Annotated in this window: 18 protein-coding genes; 5 read left to right on the top strand and 13 right to left on the bottom strand. The window is 66.5% G+C overall.

Annotated elements, in window-relative coordinates; genetic code table 11:
• Window positions 1-46 precede the first annotated feature (46 nt).
• The 4 genes from PSAL_RS08455 to dctP form a co-directional block, all read right to left on the bottom strand.
• Window positions 47-1291, bottom strand: a complete 1245-nt coding sequence (locus PSAL_RS08455) for an AGE family epimerase/isomerase (protein ID WP_119838984.1) — start codon at window positions 1289-1291, stop codon at window positions 47-49.
• 24 nt (window positions 1292-1315) lie between these two features.
• Window positions 1316-3184 carry a DUF2264 domain-containing protein gene (locus PSAL_RS08450; protein ID WP_119838983.1) on the bottom strand — a complete coding sequence of 623 codons (1869 nt, stop codon included), beginning with the start codon at window positions 3182-3184 and terminating at the stop codon, window positions 1316-1318.
• On the bottom strand, window positions 3181-5094 hold the full coding sequence (locus tag PSAL_RS08445) for a TRAP transporter large permease (protein WP_196941922.1): 1914 nt from the start codon (window positions 5092-5094) through the stop codon (window positions 3181-3183). Before PSAL_RS08445 ends, PSAL_RS08450 begins: the two co-directional genes overlap by 4 nt.
• Before the next feature lie 74 nt (window positions 5095-5168).
• On the bottom strand, window positions 5169-6182 hold the full coding sequence (gene dctP, locus PSAL_RS08440; RefSeq protein ID WP_119838982.1) for a TRAP transporter substrate-binding protein DctP: 1014 nt from the start codon (window positions 6180-6182) through the stop codon (window positions 5169-5171).
• A gap of 241 nt (window positions 6183-6423) precedes the next feature.
• On the opposite strand from dctP, the gene PSAL_RS08435 reads away from it, so the two are divergent.
• Together PSAL_RS08435 and PSAL_RS08430 are read left to right on the top strand one after the other, a co-directional pair.
• On the top strand, window positions 6424-7629 hold the full coding sequence (locus PSAL_RS08435; protein WP_196222771.1) for a glycoside hydrolase family 88 protein: 1206 nt from the start codon (window positions 6424-6426) through the stop codon (window positions 7627-7629).
• A gap of 127 nt (window positions 7630-7756) precedes the next feature.
• Window positions 7757-8779, top strand: a complete 1023-nt coding sequence (locus PSAL_RS08430) for a LacI family DNA-binding transcriptional regulator (RefSeq protein ID WP_119838980.1) — start codon at window positions 7757-7759, stop codon at window positions 8777-8779.
• A gap of 35 nt (window positions 8780-8814) precedes the next feature.
• Here PSAL_RS08430 and PSAL_RS08425 read toward each other — a convergent pair whose 3' ends face one another.
• From PSAL_RS08425 to PSAL_RS08415, 3 genes are all read right to left on the bottom strand, one after another.
• Entirely contained in the window at window positions 8815-9387 is a 573-nt protein-coding gene (locus PSAL_RS08425; protein ID WP_119838979.1) for a hypothetical protein, read from the bottom strand.
• Window positions 9384-10553 carry a DUF3500 domain-containing protein gene (locus PSAL_RS08420; RefSeq protein WP_231388661.1) on the bottom strand — a complete coding sequence of 390 codons (1170 nt, stop codon included), beginning with the start codon at window positions 10551-10553 and terminating at the stop codon, window positions 9384-9386. The genes PSAL_RS08425 and PSAL_RS08420 overlap by 4 nt, the downstream gene beginning before the upstream one ends.
• 177 nt (window positions 10554-10730) lie before the next feature.
• Window positions 10731-11570, bottom strand: coding sequence for a LysR substrate-binding domain-containing protein (locus PSAL_RS08415; RefSeq protein WP_119838978.1), 840 nt, complete (start codon window positions 11568-11570; stop codon window positions 10731-10733).
• An 87-nt stretch (window positions 11571-11657) separates the two neighbouring features.
• Between PSAL_RS08415 and PSAL_RS08410 the strand changes: the two genes are divergently transcribed.
• Window positions 11658-12806 carry a TDT family transporter gene (locus PSAL_RS08410; RefSeq protein WP_119838977.1) on the top strand — a complete coding sequence of 383 codons (1149 nt, stop codon included), beginning with the start codon at window positions 11658-11660 and terminating at the stop codon, window positions 12804-12806.
• 53 nt (window positions 12807-12859) lie between these two features.
• Here the strand turns inward: PSAL_RS08410 and PSAL_RS08405 are convergent, their stop codons facing one another.
• Window positions 12860-13522: a TetR/AcrR family transcriptional regulator gene (locus PSAL_RS08405; protein WP_231388660.1), complete on the bottom strand. Its 663-nt coding sequence runs from the start codon at window positions 13520-13522 to the stop codon at window positions 12860-12862.
• A 262-nt stretch (window positions 13523-13784) separates the two neighbouring features.
• Here PSAL_RS08405 and hpbA point away from each other — a divergent pair, with 262 nt between their 5' ends.
• Window positions 13785-15821 carry an N-methyl-L-proline N-demethylase HpbA gene (hpbA, locus tag PSAL_RS08400; RefSeq protein WP_119838975.1) on the top strand — a complete coding sequence of 679 codons (2037 nt, stop codon included), beginning with the start codon at window positions 13785-13787 and terminating at the stop codon, window positions 15819-15821.
• Window positions 15822-15847: 26 nt separating this feature from the next.
• On the opposite strand, the gene PSAL_RS08395 is transcribed toward hpbA, so the two are convergent.
• Complete coding sequence (locus PSAL_RS08395; protein WP_119838974.1) at window positions 15848-16792, bottom strand: AraC family transcriptional regulator; 945 nt, start codon at window positions 16790-16792, stop codon at window positions 15848-15850.
• A 125-nt stretch (window positions 16793-16917) separates the two neighbouring features.
• Between PSAL_RS08395 and PSAL_RS08390 the strand changes: the two genes are divergently transcribed.
• Window positions 16918-17664, top strand: a complete 747-nt coding sequence (locus PSAL_RS08390; protein WP_119838973.1) for an SDR family oxidoreductase — start codon at window positions 16918-16920, stop codon at window positions 17662-17664.
• On the opposite strand, the gene thiD is transcribed toward PSAL_RS08390, so the two are convergent.
• Genes thiD through PSAL_RS08370 form a run of 4 tightly spaced genes read right to left on the bottom strand, consistent with a single transcriptional unit; the run spans window position 17613 to window position 20771 of the window.
• On the bottom strand, window positions 17613-18446 hold the full coding sequence (gene thiD / locus PSAL_RS08385; protein WP_119838972.1) for a bifunctional hydroxymethylpyrimidine kinase/phosphomethylpyrimidine kinase: 834 nt from the start codon (window positions 18444-18446) through the stop codon (window positions 17613-17615). The two genes, PSAL_RS08390 and thiD, sit on opposite strands and share 52 nt — an antisense overlap.
• Entirely contained in the window at window positions 18443-19441 is a 999-nt protein-coding gene (locus PSAL_RS08380) for a HesA/MoeB/ThiF family protein (protein ID WP_231388659.1), read from the bottom strand. Before PSAL_RS08380 ends, thiD begins: the two co-directional genes overlap by 4 nt.
• Window positions 19411-20013 (bottom strand): thiamine phosphate synthase, encoded by a 603-nt coding sequence (locus PSAL_RS08375; protein WP_119838971.1) that lies wholly within the window; start codon window positions 20011-20013, stop codon window positions 19411-19413. The genes PSAL_RS08380 and PSAL_RS08375 overlap by 31 nt, the downstream gene beginning before the upstream one ends.
• Window positions 20013-20771 (bottom strand): thiazole synthase, encoded by a 759-nt coding sequence (locus tag PSAL_RS08370; protein WP_119838970.1) that lies wholly within the window; start codon window positions 20769-20771, stop codon window positions 20013-20015. Before PSAL_RS08370 ends, PSAL_RS08375 begins: the two co-directional genes overlap by 1 nt.
• Window position 20772 lies beyond the last annotated feature (1 nt).

The following is a 20772-nucleotide window of genomic DNA, read 5'->3' as shown; positions in this document are numbered from 1 at the left end:
GTGATGGGGCCGGGCGCCGGGGCGTCCGCGGCCGCACCGCGATAGGTCAGGTCTGGGGCGCGAGGCCCGAGGCGATCCGCGACAGGCGCGGCACCAGCGGGAACAACGCGGCCTGAAGCGAATGATAGATGTCGGGCTTGCCCTGAAACTGGGTTTCGCAGGGCTGGTCGCTTTCGTCGATTTCCGGGTACCAGCCACCGCGCTCTGCATCGACAAATCGCGTCGCGGCGTAGTCCCAGAGGCGGCGATACCAAAGCTCGTCCCCGGGTTTGCGCTCCAGCTTGATCAGGGTGGCCATCGCGCCGATGCCTTCGCTGACCGGCCACCAGTAGCGGTCCCGGATCGCGTGGCGGCCGGCGGCATCAAGGGTGTAGACGAACCCGCCGTCGTCCCGCCAGGCATCCGCAAGGGCCTGTTCGATCAGCTGGCGCGCCCGGACCGGGGCGCTGTCGTCCTGCCGGCCGGAAAGGTCCCAGTGCTGGATCAGCAGCCGGCCAAGCTCCAGCGAATGGCCGGGTGTCGTCCCGGCGGGGCGGAACATCGGGTTGCCGGCATATTCCGAATCGACCGCCCAGGTTTCGGTGTAGTGCTCCGGCAGGCGCCAGCCATGCGCCGGGGCGATGCGGGCGCTGAAGAACTCGAGGATCCGGCCCGCTCGCTCAAGGAAGAAGGACTGGTCCGTCGCCTCATAGGCGGTCAGCATGGCCTCGATCGCATGCATGTTGGCATTCATGCCGCGATAGGTCGAAAACGGCGTCCAGTCACGGGCATATTCGTCCCGGAACAGCCCCGCCTGATCGTCCCAGTAGCGGCTGTCGAGCACCTCCCAGGCATCGGCCAGCAGGCGATCGGCCTCGGGGTGTCCGGCCTGTTTTGCCGAGGCGGCGGCGAGCAGCACGAAGACCTGCCCATAGGCAAGCTTTACGTCATCGGTGATACCGCCGCGGTCAACCGCCCAAAGGTAACCGCCGTGCAGCGGGTCGCGATGCCGGGTCCAGAGCGCCTGCATACCGGCGTCGATGATCGCCTCCGACCCGCTGTCGCCGAACTGCTTGCCAAGTGCATAGGAATGCACCAGCCGCGAGACCGCGTGAAGTTCCTGCGGGACGCCGGGGCGGGGGTGGCCGGCGGTGTCGAGCTGTTCCAGCCAGCCCTCCGCGCCAAGGCTGGGGCGAAAGAAATCAAGCTGGCGCTGCGCGTCCTGCTTCAGCCAGCTGCGGTGCTGCGGATCGTCCAGCCAGAAGCCCGAGGGGGTGGTCGTGCCGGTGAGGGGGGGCAGGGAAAGGGTCATGAAAGCTCCGAAACGGCGGGCAGGTCAGAGGAAGGGCGCGCCGCTCAGCGCGCCGATGGGCTGCATGTCCTCCCAGAGGGGGAACAGGTCGTCGGGTGCCGGGATCGCGTCCGGCCTGTCGCAGGGCGCATCGCCGGCGGCGCAATAGCTGACCAGCAGGGTCTGGCCGGCCGGGATTCGCCCGACCAGCTGGGGCACCCAGGCACGGGGGAACAGCAGATGGGTATTGGCGGCGGGACCATGGACGCGGCCTCTGCGGCCCGCCCCGTCCAGCCCCCTGATCAGGCTGGTCGCGGTCGAGGTGACGTCAGCGAACCCCGCCTCGTGCCGTTGCAGGTCGCGGGTGCCATCGCGCCGCGTCACTGCAAAGCCGCCCTCGACCGTATCCATCGGTACCGCGCTGTCGATCCGGTGCAGGCGCAGATGCCCGTCGCCGTCATGCAGCAACCAGGTCTCGACGGTCACATCGTCATAGGCCTGCCAGCGGCTGGCGATCGCCCGGTCCCCGATACGGGCCTCGACCACCCCATCGCGTATCCGCCAGGGCCGCCCTTCGGCCTGCACCCCCAGCATCCCGTCAAGGGAGGCCGTGTTCAGCCCCGCCTCGCGGGTTTCCACTGCAAAGGCAAAGCGGGTGGAATAGGCGAATTTCGCGTACTTCTCGGCCCCGTGGCGGAAATTGGTGGATTCCTGTCCACTCGCCAGCGCGACCTTCTGGCCGCCGGTGCTGGCGATCAGCAGGCCCGGCGCGGCTTGCTTTTCCGTGGTCGCCGGCGCGGGCAGCGGCAATTCCTCGGCTCGCCAGAAGGGGTGATCGTCGGGCATCGCCAGAACAAGAAACGCCTTCAGCGCCCAGTAAGAGGAATTGGGTGAATTGTAATCTTCAGCCATCGCGGGGTTGGGATAGGCATAGCCGACAGGCAGCACACCGTCCCGGTCCGCGATGGGAAGGCCGGACCACCACCTCAGGTGTCGCAGCACCAGCCCCTTCAGCACGCCCCAGGGCAGCACCGGGTCCGGGTCGGCCAGCGCATAGGCGCCAAGGAAAGCCGCCATGGCAAAGCGGTAGGTCATCGAGCGCCCATAGGCGAGGCCACGCCCGGAGGCATCGAACCAGGCGGCAAATTGCGGCGCGAAAAGGCGGGCGCGGTCCAGGTGCGCGCCCCGGTCCGTTTCCGGCGCCAGGTGATGCAGCAGCAGCCCATAGGTGTGAAAGGCGAAGCCGGTGTAGTGATCGACCCGCCGGCCCGGCCCGTCGCGATACCAGCCCTCGCCAAGGTAAAGGGCCTCCAACCCGTCGCGTTCAGCCTGACCGGCATTGGCAGGCACCGGCGTGCCCACGGCGCGCAGACCGGCGTCGATCAGCAACCGGAAGAACATCCAGTTGTTGGCCGAGGCGCGGCCCTGTGTGGCGCGTTGCAGATACCGGGTGACATTTGCCCGCGCGACCGGGGGCAGGGGATCCCAGAGATCGGCCCGCGCTGTGAGCAGCGCAAAACCGACCGCCGCCAGATCCACCAGCCGCTGATCAAGGTCGCCGGGATCGCCCCAGTATTCGGGATGTGCGGGATCGGTGCCGTTGCTCAGACCGGCGCGCAGAACCGGCCAGTCGGGCAGGGCGTCCCCCCCGGCGGCCGCCGCCGCCAGCCCCCAGAGCGGGCGGGCGAACCCTTCCAGGTCCGCCGCCGCACCGTCGAAGCAAGCCGCGGCGGGCGACAGGCGCAGACGTGCGCCGCCCGCAGACCGGTAGGGGGCAAGGGGCGCGACCAGCCGGGCAAGGGCCTGAACCAGATCGGCGCGGGTTTCAAACCGCTGACCGGCCAGCGGGTTGGTGCCATGCAGGCCACCGCCCTCGTCCCAGAGCACGGCCGTGCCGGTCGCTGGACCTGTCACAGGCCGAACAGCCGCGGGATGAACATGGTCACGGCGGGGATGAAGGTCACGACAATCAGCCCGGCCAGTTGCAGCGCGAAGATCGGCAGGAAGGGACGCAGCACGTCACCGATCTTTTCACCGCTGATCGAGCAGGAAACGAACAGCACCGTGCCCACCGGCGGCGTCACCACCCCGAGCGAAAGGTTGTAGACCAGGATCACCCCGAAATGCACCGGATCGACCCCGAGCGCCGTCACCACCGGATAGAAGATCGGCGTGAAGATCAGCATCGCGGGCGACATGTCCATGAAAACCCCGACGACCAGCAGCACCACATTGATCATCAGCAGGATGACGTACTTGTTTTCACTGATCGAGGTCAGCAGCTGCCCCACCGTGTCGGGGATCGAGGCAAAGGTCATCGACCAGCTCATCATCGTCGAGCAGGAGATCAGGAACAGGATGATGCCGGAGACGATGGCGGTTTGCACCAGGATGTCGAAAAGCTTGGACAGGTTAAGCCCGCCATAGACCAGCGCCAGCACCAGCGAATAGACCACCGCAATGCCGGAGCCTTCGATGGCTGTGAAGGCGCCGCCGAGAATGCCGGAGATGACGATGACCACCAGCAGCAGGCTGGGCGCCGCCCGCAGGAAGACCCGCATGGCGTCGCCGAGGGCGACCGAAGTCACCTCGGGCTTGTAACCGTGGCGCCGGGCATAGCGCCAGGCGACGAACATCACCGCGCCGCCCATGATCAGACCGGGCATGTAACCGGCCATGAACAGGGCGATGATCGAGGCACTGCCGCCGGTGATCAGCGAATAGACGATCAGCGCGCCCGAAGGCGGGATCAGCATGCCCGTGGGGGCCGAGGCCGCGTTGACGGCCGTGGTCATGGCCATGTCGTAGTTCTTTTCACGCGCCACCGGGTTGATGATGCCGCCGATGGCCGTCGCCGCCGCGATACCGGAACCCGACAGGGTGCCGAACAGCATGTTGGCCAGCACATTGGCCTGCCAGAGGCTGCCCGGAATACGCCCACCGACCAGCATGGCAAAGTCGATCAGGCGCCGCGCAAGTCCGGTGGCGTTCATGATGTTCCCGGCCAGGATGAAGAAGGGCAACGCCAGGAAGCCAAAGCTGTCGAGCCCGTTGAACATCGTCTCGCCCACGGTGCTGAAGGCCGAGGCAAGGTCGAGTTGCAGCCCTAGCGTCAGGATGCCGGCAAAGGCCAGCCCGATGGCAATCGGGCTGCCCATCAGCAGGAAGATCAGGAAGGTGATGAAGAGGACCAGCGCCGAGACGACCTCGAGGTTGTCCGAGACGGCGTTCATCATCCATGCCGATTGCCAGAGCAGGGCGATGCCGGAGCCGATCACGGCCAGGACCAGAATTGCCGTGACGAGGATGGGCCAGATCGCGGGGGCGGCGCGCAGACGGGAGAGGATGTAGGAGGCTTGCGTCGCCGCGATCATGACGCCGCTGATGGCGACCACCGATTGCAGGACTGCTGTCGGGATCTGCAGCATCGGGGTCATCATGCCGCCGCTCGATGTCATGCTGGACCAGCCCCCGTAGACCAGCACGACGCCGAAGGTCAGGGTCAGAAGCGCATTGAAGAAGGCCATGAAGGTCTGGCCGCGCGTCGGCAGCATTTCGATCAGCAACGGCAGGTTCAGGTGGCTGCGGGTCGCAAAGGCGTAGCCCGCCGCGATGAACCCCAGCCAGACCAGGCTGAAGCGCAGGAATTCCTCGGAATACATGCTGGGGGCATTCAGGACATAGCGGGCCAGGACCTGCCAGGCGATCGCCACCACCATGGCGGCCAGCAGCAGGGCCAGCACCAGCGTGATGATCTTACCGATGCCGCGGCTGAAACGGTCGAGATATCCGGCCTGCGCCGGATTGAGTACGGTCTCGGTCATGTCTGCTCCTCCGGCGACATCGGGTCAGGTGGGGACGGCGCCCGTCGGGGCGCCGTCATACCGGACCGCAGGGATCAGAAGGACCGGTCTTCGATTGCGAAGATGGTCTCGATCAGCGACTTCTTGTCGGGATCGCTCTGGGCTTCCGTATACATCGGCTCGACCGCCGCGATGAAGGGGGCGATGTCGACATCGACCACCGTGACGCCCATCTCGTCGACAGCTTTTTGCAGCTGTTCGGCTTCGACGTTGTCGGCGAAGGCGATGGATTTCAGGCTGACCTCCTCAAACGCGGCTTCGACGATCTCCAGATCCTCGGCGCCGACCTTTTCGCGGAACTTGGTCGAGGTGACCACGAAATCGCTCAGCCGGGTCTGGTTCGTCTTCAGGGCGTACTTCGCCACTTCGCCGAACTTCGCGACATAAAGACCGCCAAGGCCACCTTCGGCGCCGTCAACGACGCCCTGCTGCAGACCGGCATAAAGTTCGCCGAAGGACAGCGGGGTGGGCACGGCCCCGAATAGGCGCAGCATCTCGGTATAGGTCGGGCTGGCGATGGAGCGCAGCTTGCGGCCCTTCAGGTCGGCCATGCTTTCGGCGGGTTCGGTCGTGTAGATCGACCGGAAGCCCGAGGCGATGAAGCCGAGCGGGGCGAAGTTCTTTTCCGCGGCGTCCTTGAACAGTTCTTCCTGCACCTCTGGCGAGGTCATGACCATTTCGTATTCGGCTGTGTCGCGCACGATATAGGGCAGGTTCAGCACCCCGACGGTCGGCAGGACGTTTTCCAACGTGCCCGAATTCAGCAGCCCGGCGTCGATCACGCCTTTCTGGATCTGCTGGAAATACTGCGGCTGATCGCCAAGCACGCCGTTGTTGAACAGCTTGAAGGTGACGCGCCCTTCGGTCTTTTCCGCGACCGAATCCGCGAATTCCTGAATCAGCTGGCCTGCGGTGCTGTCATCCGAGACATTGGTGGCGAACCGATAGGTGGCCGCGCTGGCCCCGGTCGCGCCGATCAGCAGGGTCGCGGCAGCGCAGACCCCGGCCAGAGGCCTGGCAAGCCCGCGGAACGTGAAGTGATATGTCATGGTGTCCTCCTCCTGACAGTGTCGACGCCATCAAGACGAAACTTTCGCAGTTTCGCTCGTGGCGTTTCCTGACCCGGTCCGTAAGTCATGCTGCCCAATTCCAGCTTTAATGCAGCTAGTTAAGCGGGCAATTCCCTGTTCGAGTCGAGGGGACCGTACGTTTCGGATCAAATGCGGTCAAGAAACTTTTTGTAGTTGACGAAAATTTCGCAATACGCGAAACATGAAGCCAGGAGGCACCATGATCGAAAATCAGAAGACATCCTATTTCGCAGGTGACGACGCGCTTGACGACCCGTCGGCTGCGGTTTCATCGACGCAAGGTTTCCAGGATGCGCTGGACCGGTGCCTGCATCGGGTGCGCGCCGGTCTGTCGACCGCAGGGCTGCGCAATCCGCGCATCGGCCTGGGCGGGAACCGCTGGGCCTATTGCGATGGGCCCGATTGGGTCATGGGCTTCTTCTCTGGTCAATTGTGGCTGTGCTATCAACTCAGCGGCGATGCCACCTTTGCCCGCGCGGCACAGATGCGCCGGCCGCAATTCCGCGAGGTGCTCGACAATCGGCGGGCGCGGGATCACGACCTGGGCTTTGTCTTTTCGCTGCATTCCGTCGCCGACTGGAAGCTGACCGGGGATCCCACGGCACGCGCCATGGGGATCGAGGCGGCGCGCGCCCTGGTGGCGCGGTTCCGCGAAGAGGGGCATTATATTCAGGCCTGGAACCCGACCGGCCCCGAGGATCGCACGCGGTCCCGTTTCGCCAATGGCCGCATGATCGCCGACACGATCCAGAACCTTGCCCTGCTGCATTGGGCGCACCGGGAAACCGGCGTCGAGGATTTCCGCGAGGTCGCCGATCTGCACGAGGAAACATCGCGCAAGTATCTGGTGCGCGAGGACGACACGACCTTCCATTGCTTCCTGTTCGACCCGGCCAGCGGCGAACCCCTTCGGGGCGAAACCCATCAGGGCCATGCCGATGCATCCTGCTGGGCGCGCGGGCAGGCGTGGCTGATCCACGGGTTTGCAAACTGTCACCGGCTGACGGGCAACCCTGCGGCCTTCGACGCCGCCCTGCGCCTGGCGCGCAAGGCCGAGGCGCTGATCGGCCCGACCGGTCTGGCGCCCTGGGATTACGCCTTGCCGCGCGATGCGGGCCACCCGGTCGACAGTTCCGCCGTGGCCGTGACGGCCGCCGGTGTGCTGCTGCTGGCCGATGCCGCAACGGGCGAAGACGCCACGCGTCTGCGCGCCTTCGGGCACCGGTTGTTGCAGGATCTTCTGGATCATTGCGACCTGACCCGAACCCCGGGCGCCGAAGGTCTGCTGGCCCATGGCGCGGCCCATGTGCCGGCCGGGCGCGAGGATGCGATGCTGCCATATGGGGATTACTACTTCATGGAGGCCCTGATGCGCGCGCGGGGGCATCGTGACTTTTTCTGGTGACGTCCCGGCGTCCGGCCATCGGGGTGTGCGAATACCTCTCGATAGGGCGGGCAAAGTTTCGTATGCAGGCCGAAACTTTCTTGTCGTCGCGCGATCCTGACCGCGTCTGAGGGGCGGAGGCCGAGCCATGACAGCCGAGATGAAATCAGAGCCTACCCTGAAGGACATCGCCCGCCGTGCGCAGGTGTCGGTCGCGGCCGTGTCGAAGGTTCTGAACAATCGCCCCGGCGTCAGTTCGGCCACGCGGGAACATGTCCTGAAGGTGATCGAGGAAAGCGGCTATCGCGGTCGTTCGGGGCGGGCCGGGGCGCTGGCGCCGGTGTCGCTTCTGACGCTGGAACAATATGTCACCCACGATTCCTTTTACGGCGAGATCCTGTCGGGGATGAACCTGCTGGCGGCGCGGGCCGGGCTGGACCTGCAATTGCAGGTCTTCCACCGGGTCGAGGAAATGTCCCGCCCCGGCGCGCTGGACGGGCTGGACGGGCCGGCGTTGCTGGTCGGGGTCGACCAGCCCAACATCATCGACGCCGTGGTAGCGCGGAATGTGCCGGCGGTGATCGTCAACGGCATGGACCGCAGCATGCGGCTGAGCAGCGTCTCGCCGGATTACCATTTCGGGGCCTGGCAGGCGACCCGGCATCTGCTGGATCTGGGGCACCGCGAAATCATCCACGTCACCCACCCCTGGCGCGAATCCATCCGGCGCCGGATCGACGGCTTCCGCAACGCGCTGGAAGAAGAAGGCATCGCCTTTCATCCCGACCGCCACCTGATCGACCTCGGGGCGCCGGAAAACATCTCGATCGCGGCCCGGTCCATCGTGGCCAAGGTCCTGAAGGACCGCAAGCCGCGCCCCACGGCCGTCTTCTGCCTGAACGACATGGTGGCCCTCGGCGTCATCCAGGCGGCGCAGTCGCAGGGACTTTCGGTGCCAGAGGATCTGTCGGTCATGGGCTTCGACGGGCTGGCGGTCGGCAGTTATTCCACGCCGCCGCTGTCCAGCATGTTGTCGGATCGCACGGCGCTGGCGCGCATCGCGGTCGACCTGCTGTCGGCGCGGCTGGCCGATCCGGCAGTCCCGGTGCAGCGCGTCACGACCAGCGTGGCGTTGGGGCTGCGCCGTTCGACGGCCCCGCCGGCGGGCTAAAGGCGGGGCATGTCGGGCACCCCGGCTTGTATCGCTCAGTCCTGCCCGGTCTCTTGCAGGGTCAGCCGGATACCGCGCCGGGCGCGCCGAAAACCGAAGTTTTCTATCACACGCGGCGTTGCGCCCTCGGCCAGCCACTGCACATTGGCACGGTGATTGCGCACCTCGTGCATCACCGCGTCATATTGCAGGACGACCGAGGCCGGATCGGTCCCGGCATTTGCAAATTCCCATTCGGTGACGACCTCTGTGAAATCCCCGAGGTGATCCTGATGCGTGGCTTGCAGATGCGCCCCGGTCAGGGCCCGGGGCAGGGGGGCATCCCCTTCGGTCACCGAAAGGTGCTGCCCAAGATATGCGGCCAAACCATCGATCATTTCCTGCGAAAGGGGGGCTTCGGGCGCGACCTTTTCAAGGGCCGCAAGGTCGGGGGCGGCGACAAGCAGGTCTTCCAGCGGAAAGCGGATCGTCAGGTGCAGGCTGTCCGCCGTCTGTTGTTGCAACAAAAGCTCGCTACCGGGCAGGGGATGCGCCAAAGCGGCCCCGCCCGCACCGACCTGCAGTGCCAGGGCGAGCAGGGCGGCGCGTGTCGAAAGTCGCCAGGTCATTCGGTCTGACCTCCGTAATCGTTGGTCAGGTCACGCCAGACCGAATGGGGATGGTTGCCGACCTTTTCGGTCGATTTGTTCGACTGCAGCGAGAACTCGATCCAGAGCGAGGGACCATGCACCCGGACGTAGTCGTCCTCGGCGCTTATCTGCTCAGTGCCGCTATAGCCCAGATAGGTCTCGGGCAGTTCGGCGGTGTATTTCGCCATGTAGGCCGAGGCCTCGGGTTCCGTGATGTCCCCGACATAGGTCCTGATCGCGGTCAGCAGCAGCGCCTGCTGGTCCTTGTCCAGTTCGGAAACCGCCAGCCCCTCCACGCTGTCGGGCACGGCATCATCGGCCTGCGGTCCGGCCAGGATGTCGCGATAGGTGCCTTCCAGTGTGGCGGTGGTGCGCTGATCGTCCGAAAGCGTGCTAAGCAGCGTGGCGAAGGCATCGCGTTCCTGGGTCAGTGGGTGGTTCACCCGGCCATTCATCTCGAAATAGGGGAAGGGTTCGACACCCCGGAAGGACGGCGTGGCCCCGGCCAGCACGCCATCGACATAGGTATTGGCAAAACCCATGTGGTGTCCGCCGTAGTAAAGCTCCCAGACACCGGAGTCGCCGGGCGTTCCGAGGAAGGCGAACTTGGTGTTGAACGACGAATAGCCGGCCTTGTAGTCGGTGCTGACGGTGTTGATGTAATCATCCGCGTTCAGCGTCTGCACCATCTCGTCGAAACCTTCGTCGACCTCATGGCTGGTGGCTTCCATCATGATCGCCTTGACCAGACCGCGCTGCTTGGTGTTCAACTCGCCCAGCAGGACGCCGGGCCGCTTGGGGAAGGCCCCGGCGGGCAGGTTGCTCCAGTATTCCGCTTCGGTGCGGGAATATCCAAGCTGCAGGCGTTCCAGGTTCTCGTCAGACACATCGGCCTTCAGCAGGTCGATCAGGCAGAGCATCCGCTCGTAGCCCGGCGTATCGCCGCACTCGGCTGCGCTTTCGGGGATGGGTACGGTTTCCATCAAGGTACTGGTGTCGCCCATGCGGGTCTGAAGGGCGGCACTGATGGCCTGGTCTTCTTCGGACATCGGGGGCGGGCCGTCGTGGGCCTCCTGGGCGAATGCGGGCAGGGCCAGGGTCACGGCAAGCGCGGCTCCTCCGACCAGTTCAAGACGTCGGGACATGGGAAAGCCTCTCTTGTGTGCAAACTTGCAGGGATTTTAATCGGACGTTACGTCATGTGGAAGCCCCGGTTTGCTGGCCTTTCTTGTCATTCCTGTTCGGGCCGGGTCTTTCAGCGCGGCGGCACCTCTGGTTGGCAGGGGATTGCGTCGTCCAAATGTCCTCGGGCCGCACCCGGATTACCCAAGCGCGTGATCCAGAAAGGCCTGTGTCGCGCGGCTGACATGGCGCTGTGCAGGACGCAGGGCGTGAAACCGCCGTGGCGGGATGGGAAAGGCGATCTCCACCAATCGCCCCGCCGCGAGCGAGGTTTCCACGACAACCCGCGACAGGGCCGAAACCCCGCTGCCCGCTTCGACCGCCGCGCGGACTGCTTCGTTCGAGGGCAGCTCCATATAGACCCGTGGCGTGATCCCGGCGGCCTTCAGCGCCTGCGCAAGGATCGCCCGCGTGCCGGAGCCGGGTTCGCGCAGCACCCAGTTGGCCGCCGCCAGATCCGCGACCGGGGCGGCCGAAACCACGACAAGCTGATCGTCCGCCGCAGGCAGCAGGGTGAAGGCGGGCGAGGTGACCTCGTCCTCGACAAAGCCAAGGTCGGCGGCACCCATGGCGACGGCCTCTCCGGCGTCATGGGTGTTGAGGATGCGCAGATTGAGGTCAATGCCGGGGTAGGCGGCGTGAAAGCCCTGCATGACCGGGGGCAGCCAATAGTTCGCGACCGTCTGGCTGGCGACCAGCCGCAAGGCCCCGCGCTGCAACCCGGTCGAGGTCGCAAGGAAGGCGGCGGCGTCCTCGGCGCGGGCCAGGACCGCCCGCGCTTCGGGCAGGAAATCACGCCCGAGGGCGGTCAGGGCGATGCCGCGTCCGACCCGGTCGAACAGGCGGATGTCGTGGCGTTCCTCCAGCGCCGCAATGGCCGCGCTGGTGGCCGACTGGGTCAGGTTCAGGGCGCGCGCGGCTTCGGTCACATGTTCCCGTTCGGCGACGGCGATGAAGATGCGCAACTGTTCCAGAGTCATTGTTCGCCTATTCCGATTGATATGATCATTTTAATCCGTTTGAGCGTTTGATCAAGCCCAGCTATCCCTGCGGCAAGGAGATAGATCATGACATTTCAGGACATGCGAGCCAGCGCCCATCCGCGCCGCCCTTTCCACCAGTTGCAGCACCCCAGAGAGGTCGTGCGCCAGTTCACCCCCAATTGGTTCGCTGCCACCATGGGAACGGGCATCCTGTCCATTGCCCTTTCGGCGACGCCCTTTCACGCCCTGGGCGCGGCGCTGTGGATGGCCAACATCTGTCTTTTCACGCTGTTCGCCCTGCTCTATGCGGCGCGCTGGCTGGTCTACTTCGACGAGGCGCGGCGGATCTTCGACCATTCCGTCGTCTCGATGTTTCTTGGCTGCATCCCCATGGGGCTGGCCACGATCCTGAACGGCTTTCTGATCTATGGCACCGCGCATCTGGGCCAGACGGCGGTGACCATCGCCCAGACGCTTTGGTGGATCGATGCGGGAATGGCGGCAGCTTGCGGGATCGCGATCCCCTACATGATGTTCACCCGGCAAAGCCACAGCGTCGAGCAGATGACGGCGGTCTGGCTTCTGCCCATGGTCGCGGCCGAGGTGGCGGCGGTCTCGGGCGGAATGCTGGCCCCGCATATGGCGACGGCGGACATGCAGATGATCGTGCTCAGCCTGTCCTATGTGCTCTGGGCCCTGTCGGTGCCGATCGCGATGAGCGTCATCGTCGTGCTGGTGCTGCGGCTGGCCATCCACAAGCTGCCCCACGCCTCCATGGCCTCGACAAGCTGGCTGGCGCTGGGGCCGATCGGGACCGGGGCGCTTGGGCTGATGACATTGGGACAGGCCGCGCCGGCGATCCTGCAGGCGCAGGGCCTGGGCCATCTGGGCGCGACGGCGGCCGGGATCGGTGCCATCGGCGGGCTGTTGATGTGGGGCTATGGCCTGTGGTGGTTCCTGATGGCGGCGCTGATCACGCAGCGCTACCTGCGCGAGGGCCTGCCGTTCAACCTGGGCTGGTGGGGATATACCTTTCCGATCGGGGTCTATGCGGTCGCGACCTACAAGCTGGGGGCGGTCTTTGATGTCAGCGTGATCGGCGGGGCCGCCAACCTGATGGGCAGCCTGCTGGTCGGTCTGCTGGCGGTGGTCTGGGGGGTCGTCTGCCTGCGCACGATCCGGGGCGCCTGGCGGGGGGACCTGTTCTTTGCCCCCTGCATCGCCCGGAATTGAAGGCCCGGAATTGAAGGCCCGGGATTGAAGGCCCGGAATCGAAGGCCCGGGCGTCAGGGCGTCGAAGGTCGATAGCCGATCCGCGCCTTGAAGCGCTGCATCTCGGCCTCCGGCGGACGCTGGCCTGTGTAGATCTCGACATAATTCGGAAAACGTGCAAGCCGGTCCTCGATCGGTTCGGCGACCCGCATCGAGATATAGCCGATCTGCACCAGATAGATCGTGCGGGCGCGGATATCGGCATCCGCCGGGGCATGGCCCCAGTGGGTCAGAAGCTGGCCGAGCGCCGTCAGCCGGGCGGTATCGGCCTGCTGCACCCGGTCTAGAACGACAGTGTCCTGTTGGGCCCAGGATCGCACGGCAAGCTCCAGCCGGGTGTCGAAACTGTTGTCGGACAGGAAGGTGCTGATGACGTTCAGCATCGCCTCGGTTTCGGTGGCGGCGTAATCCTGCGTGGCGGCGACCAGGTGGTGGGTGGTGGCGCCCTCCCAGCGGTCCAGCAGCGCGGCGAGCAGCGCACGGCGGTCCTTGAAGAACCAGTAGAAACTGGTACGCGACAGGCCGAGCGCCTGGGCCAGCGGCATGATCTTGACCGCATCGACGCCCTTTTCGATCAGCAGGTCATGGGCCGCATCCAGCCACAGATCCGGCGAGCCGCGCCAGCCACGTTCGGGAAGGGTGTCCTCGGTCATCTGGTCTTTCGGCGCTGTGGTCATTCGGGTGGATTGTCCATGAAATGTGCAGCGCTGTCCAGTTTTGGCGGTTTTGACGGAAATGGTCCCACCAAGCGGAGGCATGGTCGCGGCGTGAAACCTGGGTGCAAGGCATGAAAAACAAAACCTTCCCATAGACTTGCAACGTTCCTCAGGCATATGCCCCGGCCTGTTACGACACTGACCTTTTTCTTGACATGTCTGTACAGTCTTGGAATCCTCCCGTCAGACCTCAGCCGGGCAGCCACAGGGAAGGGCCACCGCCATGTCCAACGATCCGCTTCTGCAACCCTATCAGCTGAAACACCTGACGCTGAGAAACCGCATCATGATCACCAGTCACGAGCCGGCCTATCCCGAAGACGGGATGCCCAAGGACCGGTATCGCGCCTATCACGTGGAACGGGCCCGCGCCGGGGTGGCGCTGACGATGACGGCAGGGTCGGCATCGGTCGCGCGGGACAGCCCGCCGGTGTTCAACAACATCCTCGCCTGGAAGGACGAGGTCGTTGGTCATATGCGCAAGCTGACCGACGCCTGCCACGACGAAGGCTGCGCGGTGATGATCCAGCTGACCCACCTTGGCCGCCGCACCCGCTGGGACAAGGCGGACTGGCTGCCGGTGGTTTCGCCCAGCCACGAACGCGAGGCATCACACCGCGCCTTTCCCAAGCGGATGGAAGACTGGGACATCGCCCGGATCATTGAAGATTACGCCCAGGCCGCCGAACGCATGCAGGCCGCCGGTCTGGATGGGGTCGAGATCCAGGCCTATGGCCACCTGATGGATCAGTTCTGGTCACCCCTGACCAACAGCCTCGACGGGCCCTATGGCGGCGACCTCGCCAACCGTCTGCGCTTTACCTTCGACGTGCTGGGCGCGATCCGCGAACGCTGTGGCGAAAAGTTCATCCTCGGGGTGCGCTATACCGGGGACGAGGACCTTCCGGGCGGGCTGACTCGTGCCGACGGGATGGCGATTTCGCACGCGCTGAAGGACAGCGGGCTGGTCGACTTCCTGAACGTGGTGAAGGGGCATATCGACACCGATGCCGGGCTGACCGACGTGATCCCGATCCAGGGAATGCGCAATGCGCCGCACCTTGATTTCGCCGGAGAGATCCGCGCGGCGACGCAATTCCCCACCTTCCACGCCGCCAAGATCCCGGACGTGGCGACCGCGCGCCATGCCATCGCCAGCGGCAAGCTGGACATGGTGGGCATGACCCGCGCCCATATCGCGGACCCCCATCTGGTGCGCAAGGTGATCGAGGGGCGCGAAGACGACATCCGCCCCTGCGTTGGTGCCAACTACTGCCTCGACCGGATCTATCAGGGGGGCATGGCGCTCTGCCTGCACAACCCCTCGACCGGGCGCGAGCTGGAACAGCCGCATCTGATCGCCCCGGCCCCGAAGCCCAAGCGCATCACCGTGATCGGCGCCGGCCCCGCCGGGATGGAGGCCGCCCGCGTCGCCGCCGAGCGCGGCCATGTGGTTACCGTCTTCGAGGCCGCGGACCAGCCCGGCGGCCAGATCCGCCTGACCGCGCTGCAGGAACGGCGCCGCGAAATGGCTTCGATCATCGCCTGGCGGATGGAGCAATGCGAAAAGCGCGGCGTCACCTTCCGTTTCAACACCTATGCCGAGGCGGCGGATGTGCTGGACACGGACCCCGACGAGGTGCTGATCGCCACCGGCGGCCTGCCCGATACCGAGGTGCTGGACGCGGGCAACGATCTTGTCGTCTCGACCTGGGACATCCTGTCGGGGGATGTGCGACCGGGGCGCGAGGTTCTGGTCTATGACGATGCGGGCGATAATGCCGGTTTGCAGGCCGCCGATGTGATCTCGGCCAGTGGGGCGCGGGTGGAGATCGTCACCCCCGACCGGTCCTTCGCCCCCGAGGTCATGGCCATGAACCTTGTCCCCTACATGCGCAGCCTGCAGGCCCGAGACACGCGGTTCACCGTCAGCTGGCGGCTGAAATCGGTGCGGCGGCAGGGCAATCAGCTTAGCTGTACGCTCGGTTCGGATTACGGCGATTTCAGCCGCGAACGGCTGGTCGATCAGGTGGTGGTGAACCACGGGACCTTGCCGCTAGAGGATCTGTATTTCACGCTGAAGCCCCTGTCGCGCAACCTTGGCGCTGTGGATTACGAGGCGCTGGCAACCGGCGGCGATCAGGCACTGGCCCCCAACCCCGAAGGCCGGTTCCGGCTGTTTCGGTTGGGGGATGCGGTGGCGGCACGCAATACCCATGCGGCGATTTATGACGCCCTGCGCCTGACCCGCGACCTTTGACGAAAGGCGGGGCAGGGGCGCCGCGGTCATCCGGTCGTGTCGGCGTCGCCGTCCGCCCCGCCAGACCCGGCCGCTCCGGCAACGCGGGCAAAGCGGGCCGGCGGGGTCCCGACATGGCGGGTGAAGGCGGTGCTGAAGGCGCTGGCCGACCCATAGCCGATGCGCCTTGCCACCGTTTCCATAGGGCCCGCGCCCCGGCGCAGCATGTCGCGCGCCAGGCTCATCCGCCAGGACAGCAGGTATTCCATGGGCGGCATGCCGACGCCCTCGGTGAAGCGCGCAAAAAAGGCCGACCGCGACAGTGCGGCCTTGCGGGCCAGGTCGATCACGGTCCAGCCATGGGCGGGGTCTTCATGCAGGGCGCGCAAAGCCGGGGCGATCCGGTCATCAGCCAGCCCGCGCAACAACCCCGGCGAGGCCTGGGTGCCGCCGGAACTGCGCAGGGCCTCGATGAACAACACTTCCAGCAGCCGTTCGAGGATCACCTCGCGGGCGGGACGCCTTGCCCGGCATTCGTCCGAGACCAGCCTGACCAGCGCGGTCAGCCGCTCTTGACCGGAGATCCGGATCAGCTCTGGCAGCAATGAAACCAGCAAGGCGGCATCCGGTGCGCCAAAGGTGCAATGGCCGATCAGCATCTGCACATTGGCCGGGCCCTCCTGATCGCCGCTGCGGATGCCGCCATCAGGCTGAAGCACGGGCCGGGTAAAGACCCCCGGTGGCGCGACGGGATCGAGGCTTTCCATGATGAACCGCCGGGCGGCGGGTACCAGGACGAAATCTCCGTCCCGCAGGATGACCGGGGGGCGTGCATCCACGGCCAGGCGCGCGCTTCCGGCCAGTACCAGCGCATGGAACACCGTTCCCCCGGTGTCACGCTCCACCCGCCAGGGCCCGGCGGCGGACATGACCTTGGCCCTGGGCGCGCGGGGTTGCAGCAGGGTGACGACCTCGGCCAGGGGATCGGTCATGTCTGGACCTTTGGTAATGTTATCGGGATTTCTGATGATAGAAAGTCCGCGCCGTCCTGTCCATATCCGGACAAGTGCAACAGCAGCCCCGCGCCGGACGCGGGGCGGACAGGAAAGGTACTGCCATGAAGACCGTTTTGATTACCGGCTGCTCCTCGGGGTTCGGCCTTGAAACTGCCCGACATTTCCTTGAACGGGACTGGCGGGTCATCGCCACGATGCGCAGCCCGCGCGCGGATCTGCTGCCCGCCTCCGACCGGCTGACCGTGCCGCCGCTGGACGTGACCGATCCCGACAGCATCGCCCGCCTTGTCGATGGGGTCGGGCAGGTGGACGCGCTGGTGAACAACGCCGGCATCGGCCTGATGGGCGCGGTCGAGGCAACGCCGCCCGAGACCATGCGCCAGATCTTCGAGACCAATACGTTCGGCACCATGGCTCTGACCCGCGCCCTGCTGCCGCAGTTCCGCGAGGCCGGGGCAGGCACCATCGTCAACGTGACGTCCAGCGTGACGATCACACCGCTGCCCTTGCTGGCAATCTATACCGCCAGCAAGGCGGCTGTCGCGGCCTACAGCGATTGCCTGGCGCTCGAGATGGCCCAGTTCGGGGTCTCGGTAAGGCTGGTGCTGCCCGGGCGCTCGTCGACCCGGTTCGCGGAAAACGCGCGGCCGCTCATGCAGGGGTTGGTGCCCGACAGCTATGCCGACTTCGCGCAAAGGACCTTTGGGGCCATGGCCGGCGCCGTCAGTCCGACCCGCCCCGAGGATGTCGTCAGCGCCATCTGGCGCGCCGTGACGGATCCGGATTGCCCGGCGCATCAGCCGGCCGGCGAAGATGCGGTTGCGGCCCTCGAAGGCACTGCCACCTGAGGCGCGCAGGGGTCGCCGTCCCCCCGTGTGGCGGCGGCCCTGAACCGCTGGTCCAGCATCTCCTTTGCCTTGGCGACAGCTGCGGGCAGGGCCCGTCCGCCGGCCAGGTGCACCGCCACCGCGCTGGCAAGCTGGCAACCCGTGCCGCGCAAGGCCACTGGGTACCGCGCCGAGGAGAGCCGATGCAGGTCGTATCCGCGTTGATAAAGCCGGTCCTCGCTTGTCGGGCCCTGCGGGGCATGCCCGCCCTTCACCAGGACAGCGCCGCAGCCAAGGTCCAGAAGCGCGGCGCAGATCTCGGCCTCGCCCGTCTCGCCTGGCAGGCCAAGCGGTGCGCAGAGGGCGCGCAGTTCCGGCAGGTTCGGGGTCAGCAGGGTCGCGCGGGGCACCAGCAGAGGCAGCATGGCTGCGATCCCTTCGGCGTCGATCAGCGCCCGCCCGGACGAGGCGCAAAGCACCGGGTCCAGCACCAGCGGGACATCGGGCAGATGCCGGGCCAGGGTCCTGGCCACGGCGCGGGTGATCCCGGCGCTGCCCAGCATGCCGACCTTGATGGCTGCCACGGGGTCTGCGCCCGTATCGGCGGCGGCGGCGATCTGGGCCGCGACGATGTCCTCCGGCACCGGATGCAGGGCGCTGACCGCCCGGTCGCTTTGGGCCGTCACCGCCGTCACCGCGCTGCGGGCCGTCGCGCCAAGGGCCTGCGCGGTGGCGCAATCGCGCATCAGCCCGGCCCCTCCGCTGGAATCCATACCGCCGATGAACAGGACGGCGGGGCTCATGACACGCCCTTTGGCGGGGTCAGAAGGATCGCGGTTTGCGCGCCATCCGCCGCCGCTGACCGGGCCGCCCGCCAGGCCCGCACCCCCGTGGCACAGGCAAAGACCAGCCGCCCACCGGGGGCCGCTGCAAGGGTGCCAATCGCCGCCGTGTCCAGTCTTTCGGCGCGGGGATGCGGCAGGTCCGGGCTTTCCTGCGCGCTGCGCAACTCGATGATGCGATCCTCGGGGCGGATGTCCTCTGCGTCCAGGATCGCGGGCATGGGCGCGGGTTCGGGCGCGCCGTCAAAGCGAAAGCCGCCCGGGCGCCATTCGGCCAGATCCAGCGTCAGCAACTGACCGAGCGGCGATGGCGCATGACCCAGCAGGACCGACAGGCACATCTGCGCCTGCAAGGCGGCAAGGCTTGCCACCGCCGGGCCCATCACGCCGCCCGAGGCACAGCTTTGCAGCCGCTCGGGCAGGTCGGGGAACAGCGCCCTATAGCTGGGCGCGGGGCCGCAAAAGCCGCCCACATGACCCGCGCGCCCCTGCACCGAAGCGGCGATCAGCGGGGTATTCCCGGCAAGGCAGGCGTCCGACAGCGCATAGGTCACGGCGAAATTGTCAGCCGCGTCCAGCACCACGTCGGCCCAAGCGGCTTCGTCCCGTGCGGCGCGCGCCCCAAGCGCCGCGACCACCGGGGTCAACCGGCAATCGGGGTTGAGGTCGGCCAGCGTCGTGACCGCGACAAGCGCCTTGGGGCGGCCGATGTCGGCCATGCGAAACAGGGTCTGGCGGTGCAGGTTATGCGCCTCGACCCGGTCGGGGTCGATGACCCGGATCTGCCCGACCCCGGCGCCGGCCAGCAGCGGCAGCAGCGTCGCCGCCAGCCCACCGGCCCCGATGACGCAGACCCGCGCCCGCGCCAGCCGGGCCTGCCCTGCTGCGCCGATTTCCGGCAGACGCATCTGGCGGTCGTATCGCGTCATGCCATCACTCGCGTCGCGGCGATCCATTCGCGGCAGCGCGCCTCGGGGTCCGTCGCCATCTGGATGTCCGTCACCACGGCGGCACTGTCGGCCCCGGCCTCGAACAGCGCGGGCAGCCGGTCGGGGGTCAGCCCGCCGATCCCCACCAGCGGGGTCTTTCCGGCAAGCCCCTTCCAGCGGCGCAGCTTGTCCAGTCCCTGAGGCGCCCATTTCATCTTTTTCAGCCGGGTTTCGTAGATCGGGCCAAGGGCGACATAGGCCGGATCATGGGACAGGGCGCGGTCCAGCTCTGCCTCGTCATGGGTCGACAGGCCGATGCGGATACCGGCGCGGGCGAGGGCGGTGAAATCGGCGGTCTGCATGTCCTCCTGCCCGAGGTGGACGAAATTGCAGCGCAGATCCAGTGCAGCCTGCCAATGGTCATTGACCACCAGTTGTGTGCGATGCACGGCACAGATGTCGCGGGCGCGGGCGATCTGGCGGCGGATTTCACGATCCGGCTGATCCTTGAGGCGCAATTGTACAAGGCGGACGCCATGGGGCACCAGCAGTTCCAGACGCCCGACATGGCCGGTGATGAGGTAGAAGGGATCAAGCATCACATCAGCTCCGCCATGCCGAAGATCGGCGTGGAGGCACGGGCCATGTCCCGCCTCGGCATCAGCCCCGCGTCATGGGCCGCCCGTCCTGCGCCGACCGCCTGGCCAAAGGCGCGGGCCATGGCGACGGGGTCAGTGGCCTGGGCAACGGCGGTGTTCAGCAGCACCGCGTCAAAGCCCGCCTCCATCGCCGCCATGGCCTGCGAGGGGGCACCGATTCCGGCGTCGATGACCAGGGGCACGTCTGCGAAATGGGCCCGCATGGCCCGCAGCCCGTCGAGGTTGCGCAGCCCCTGTCCCGATCCGATGGGCGCGCCCCAGGGCATCAGCACACGGCAGCCGGCCTCGATCAGTTTTTCCCCGACGATCAGGTCCTCGGTCGTATAGGGAAAGACCTCGAACCCCTCGGCGCAAAGGATGCGCGCGGCCTCGACCAGCGCGAAGGGATCGGGTTGCAGGCTGTCGGCATGCCCGATCACCTCCAGCTTGATCCAGGGGGTGTCGAACACCTCGCGCGCCATCTGCGCCGTGGTCACCGCATCGCGCACCGAATGGCAGCCGGCGGTATTGGGCAGCAGGCGGCAGCCGCTGTCGCGCAGGATGTCACGAAAAGCCGCGCCCTCCGTACCTTCGCGGCGCAGCGAGACGGTGATCACCTCTGCCCCCGAGGCGGCGATGGCGTCGCGCAGGATGCGGGGCGACGGATATTGCGCCGTGCCCAGCATCAGACGGTTTTGCAGTTCCGTACCATAGAACATC

This window comes from Pseudooceanicola algae (assembly GCF_003590145.2).
Classification (GTDB): domain Bacteria; phylum Pseudomonadota; class Alphaproteobacteria; order Rhodobacterales; family Rhodobacteraceae; genus Pseudooceanicola; species Pseudooceanicola algae.
This window is presented reverse-complemented; position numbering and strand designations above follow the sequence as displayed.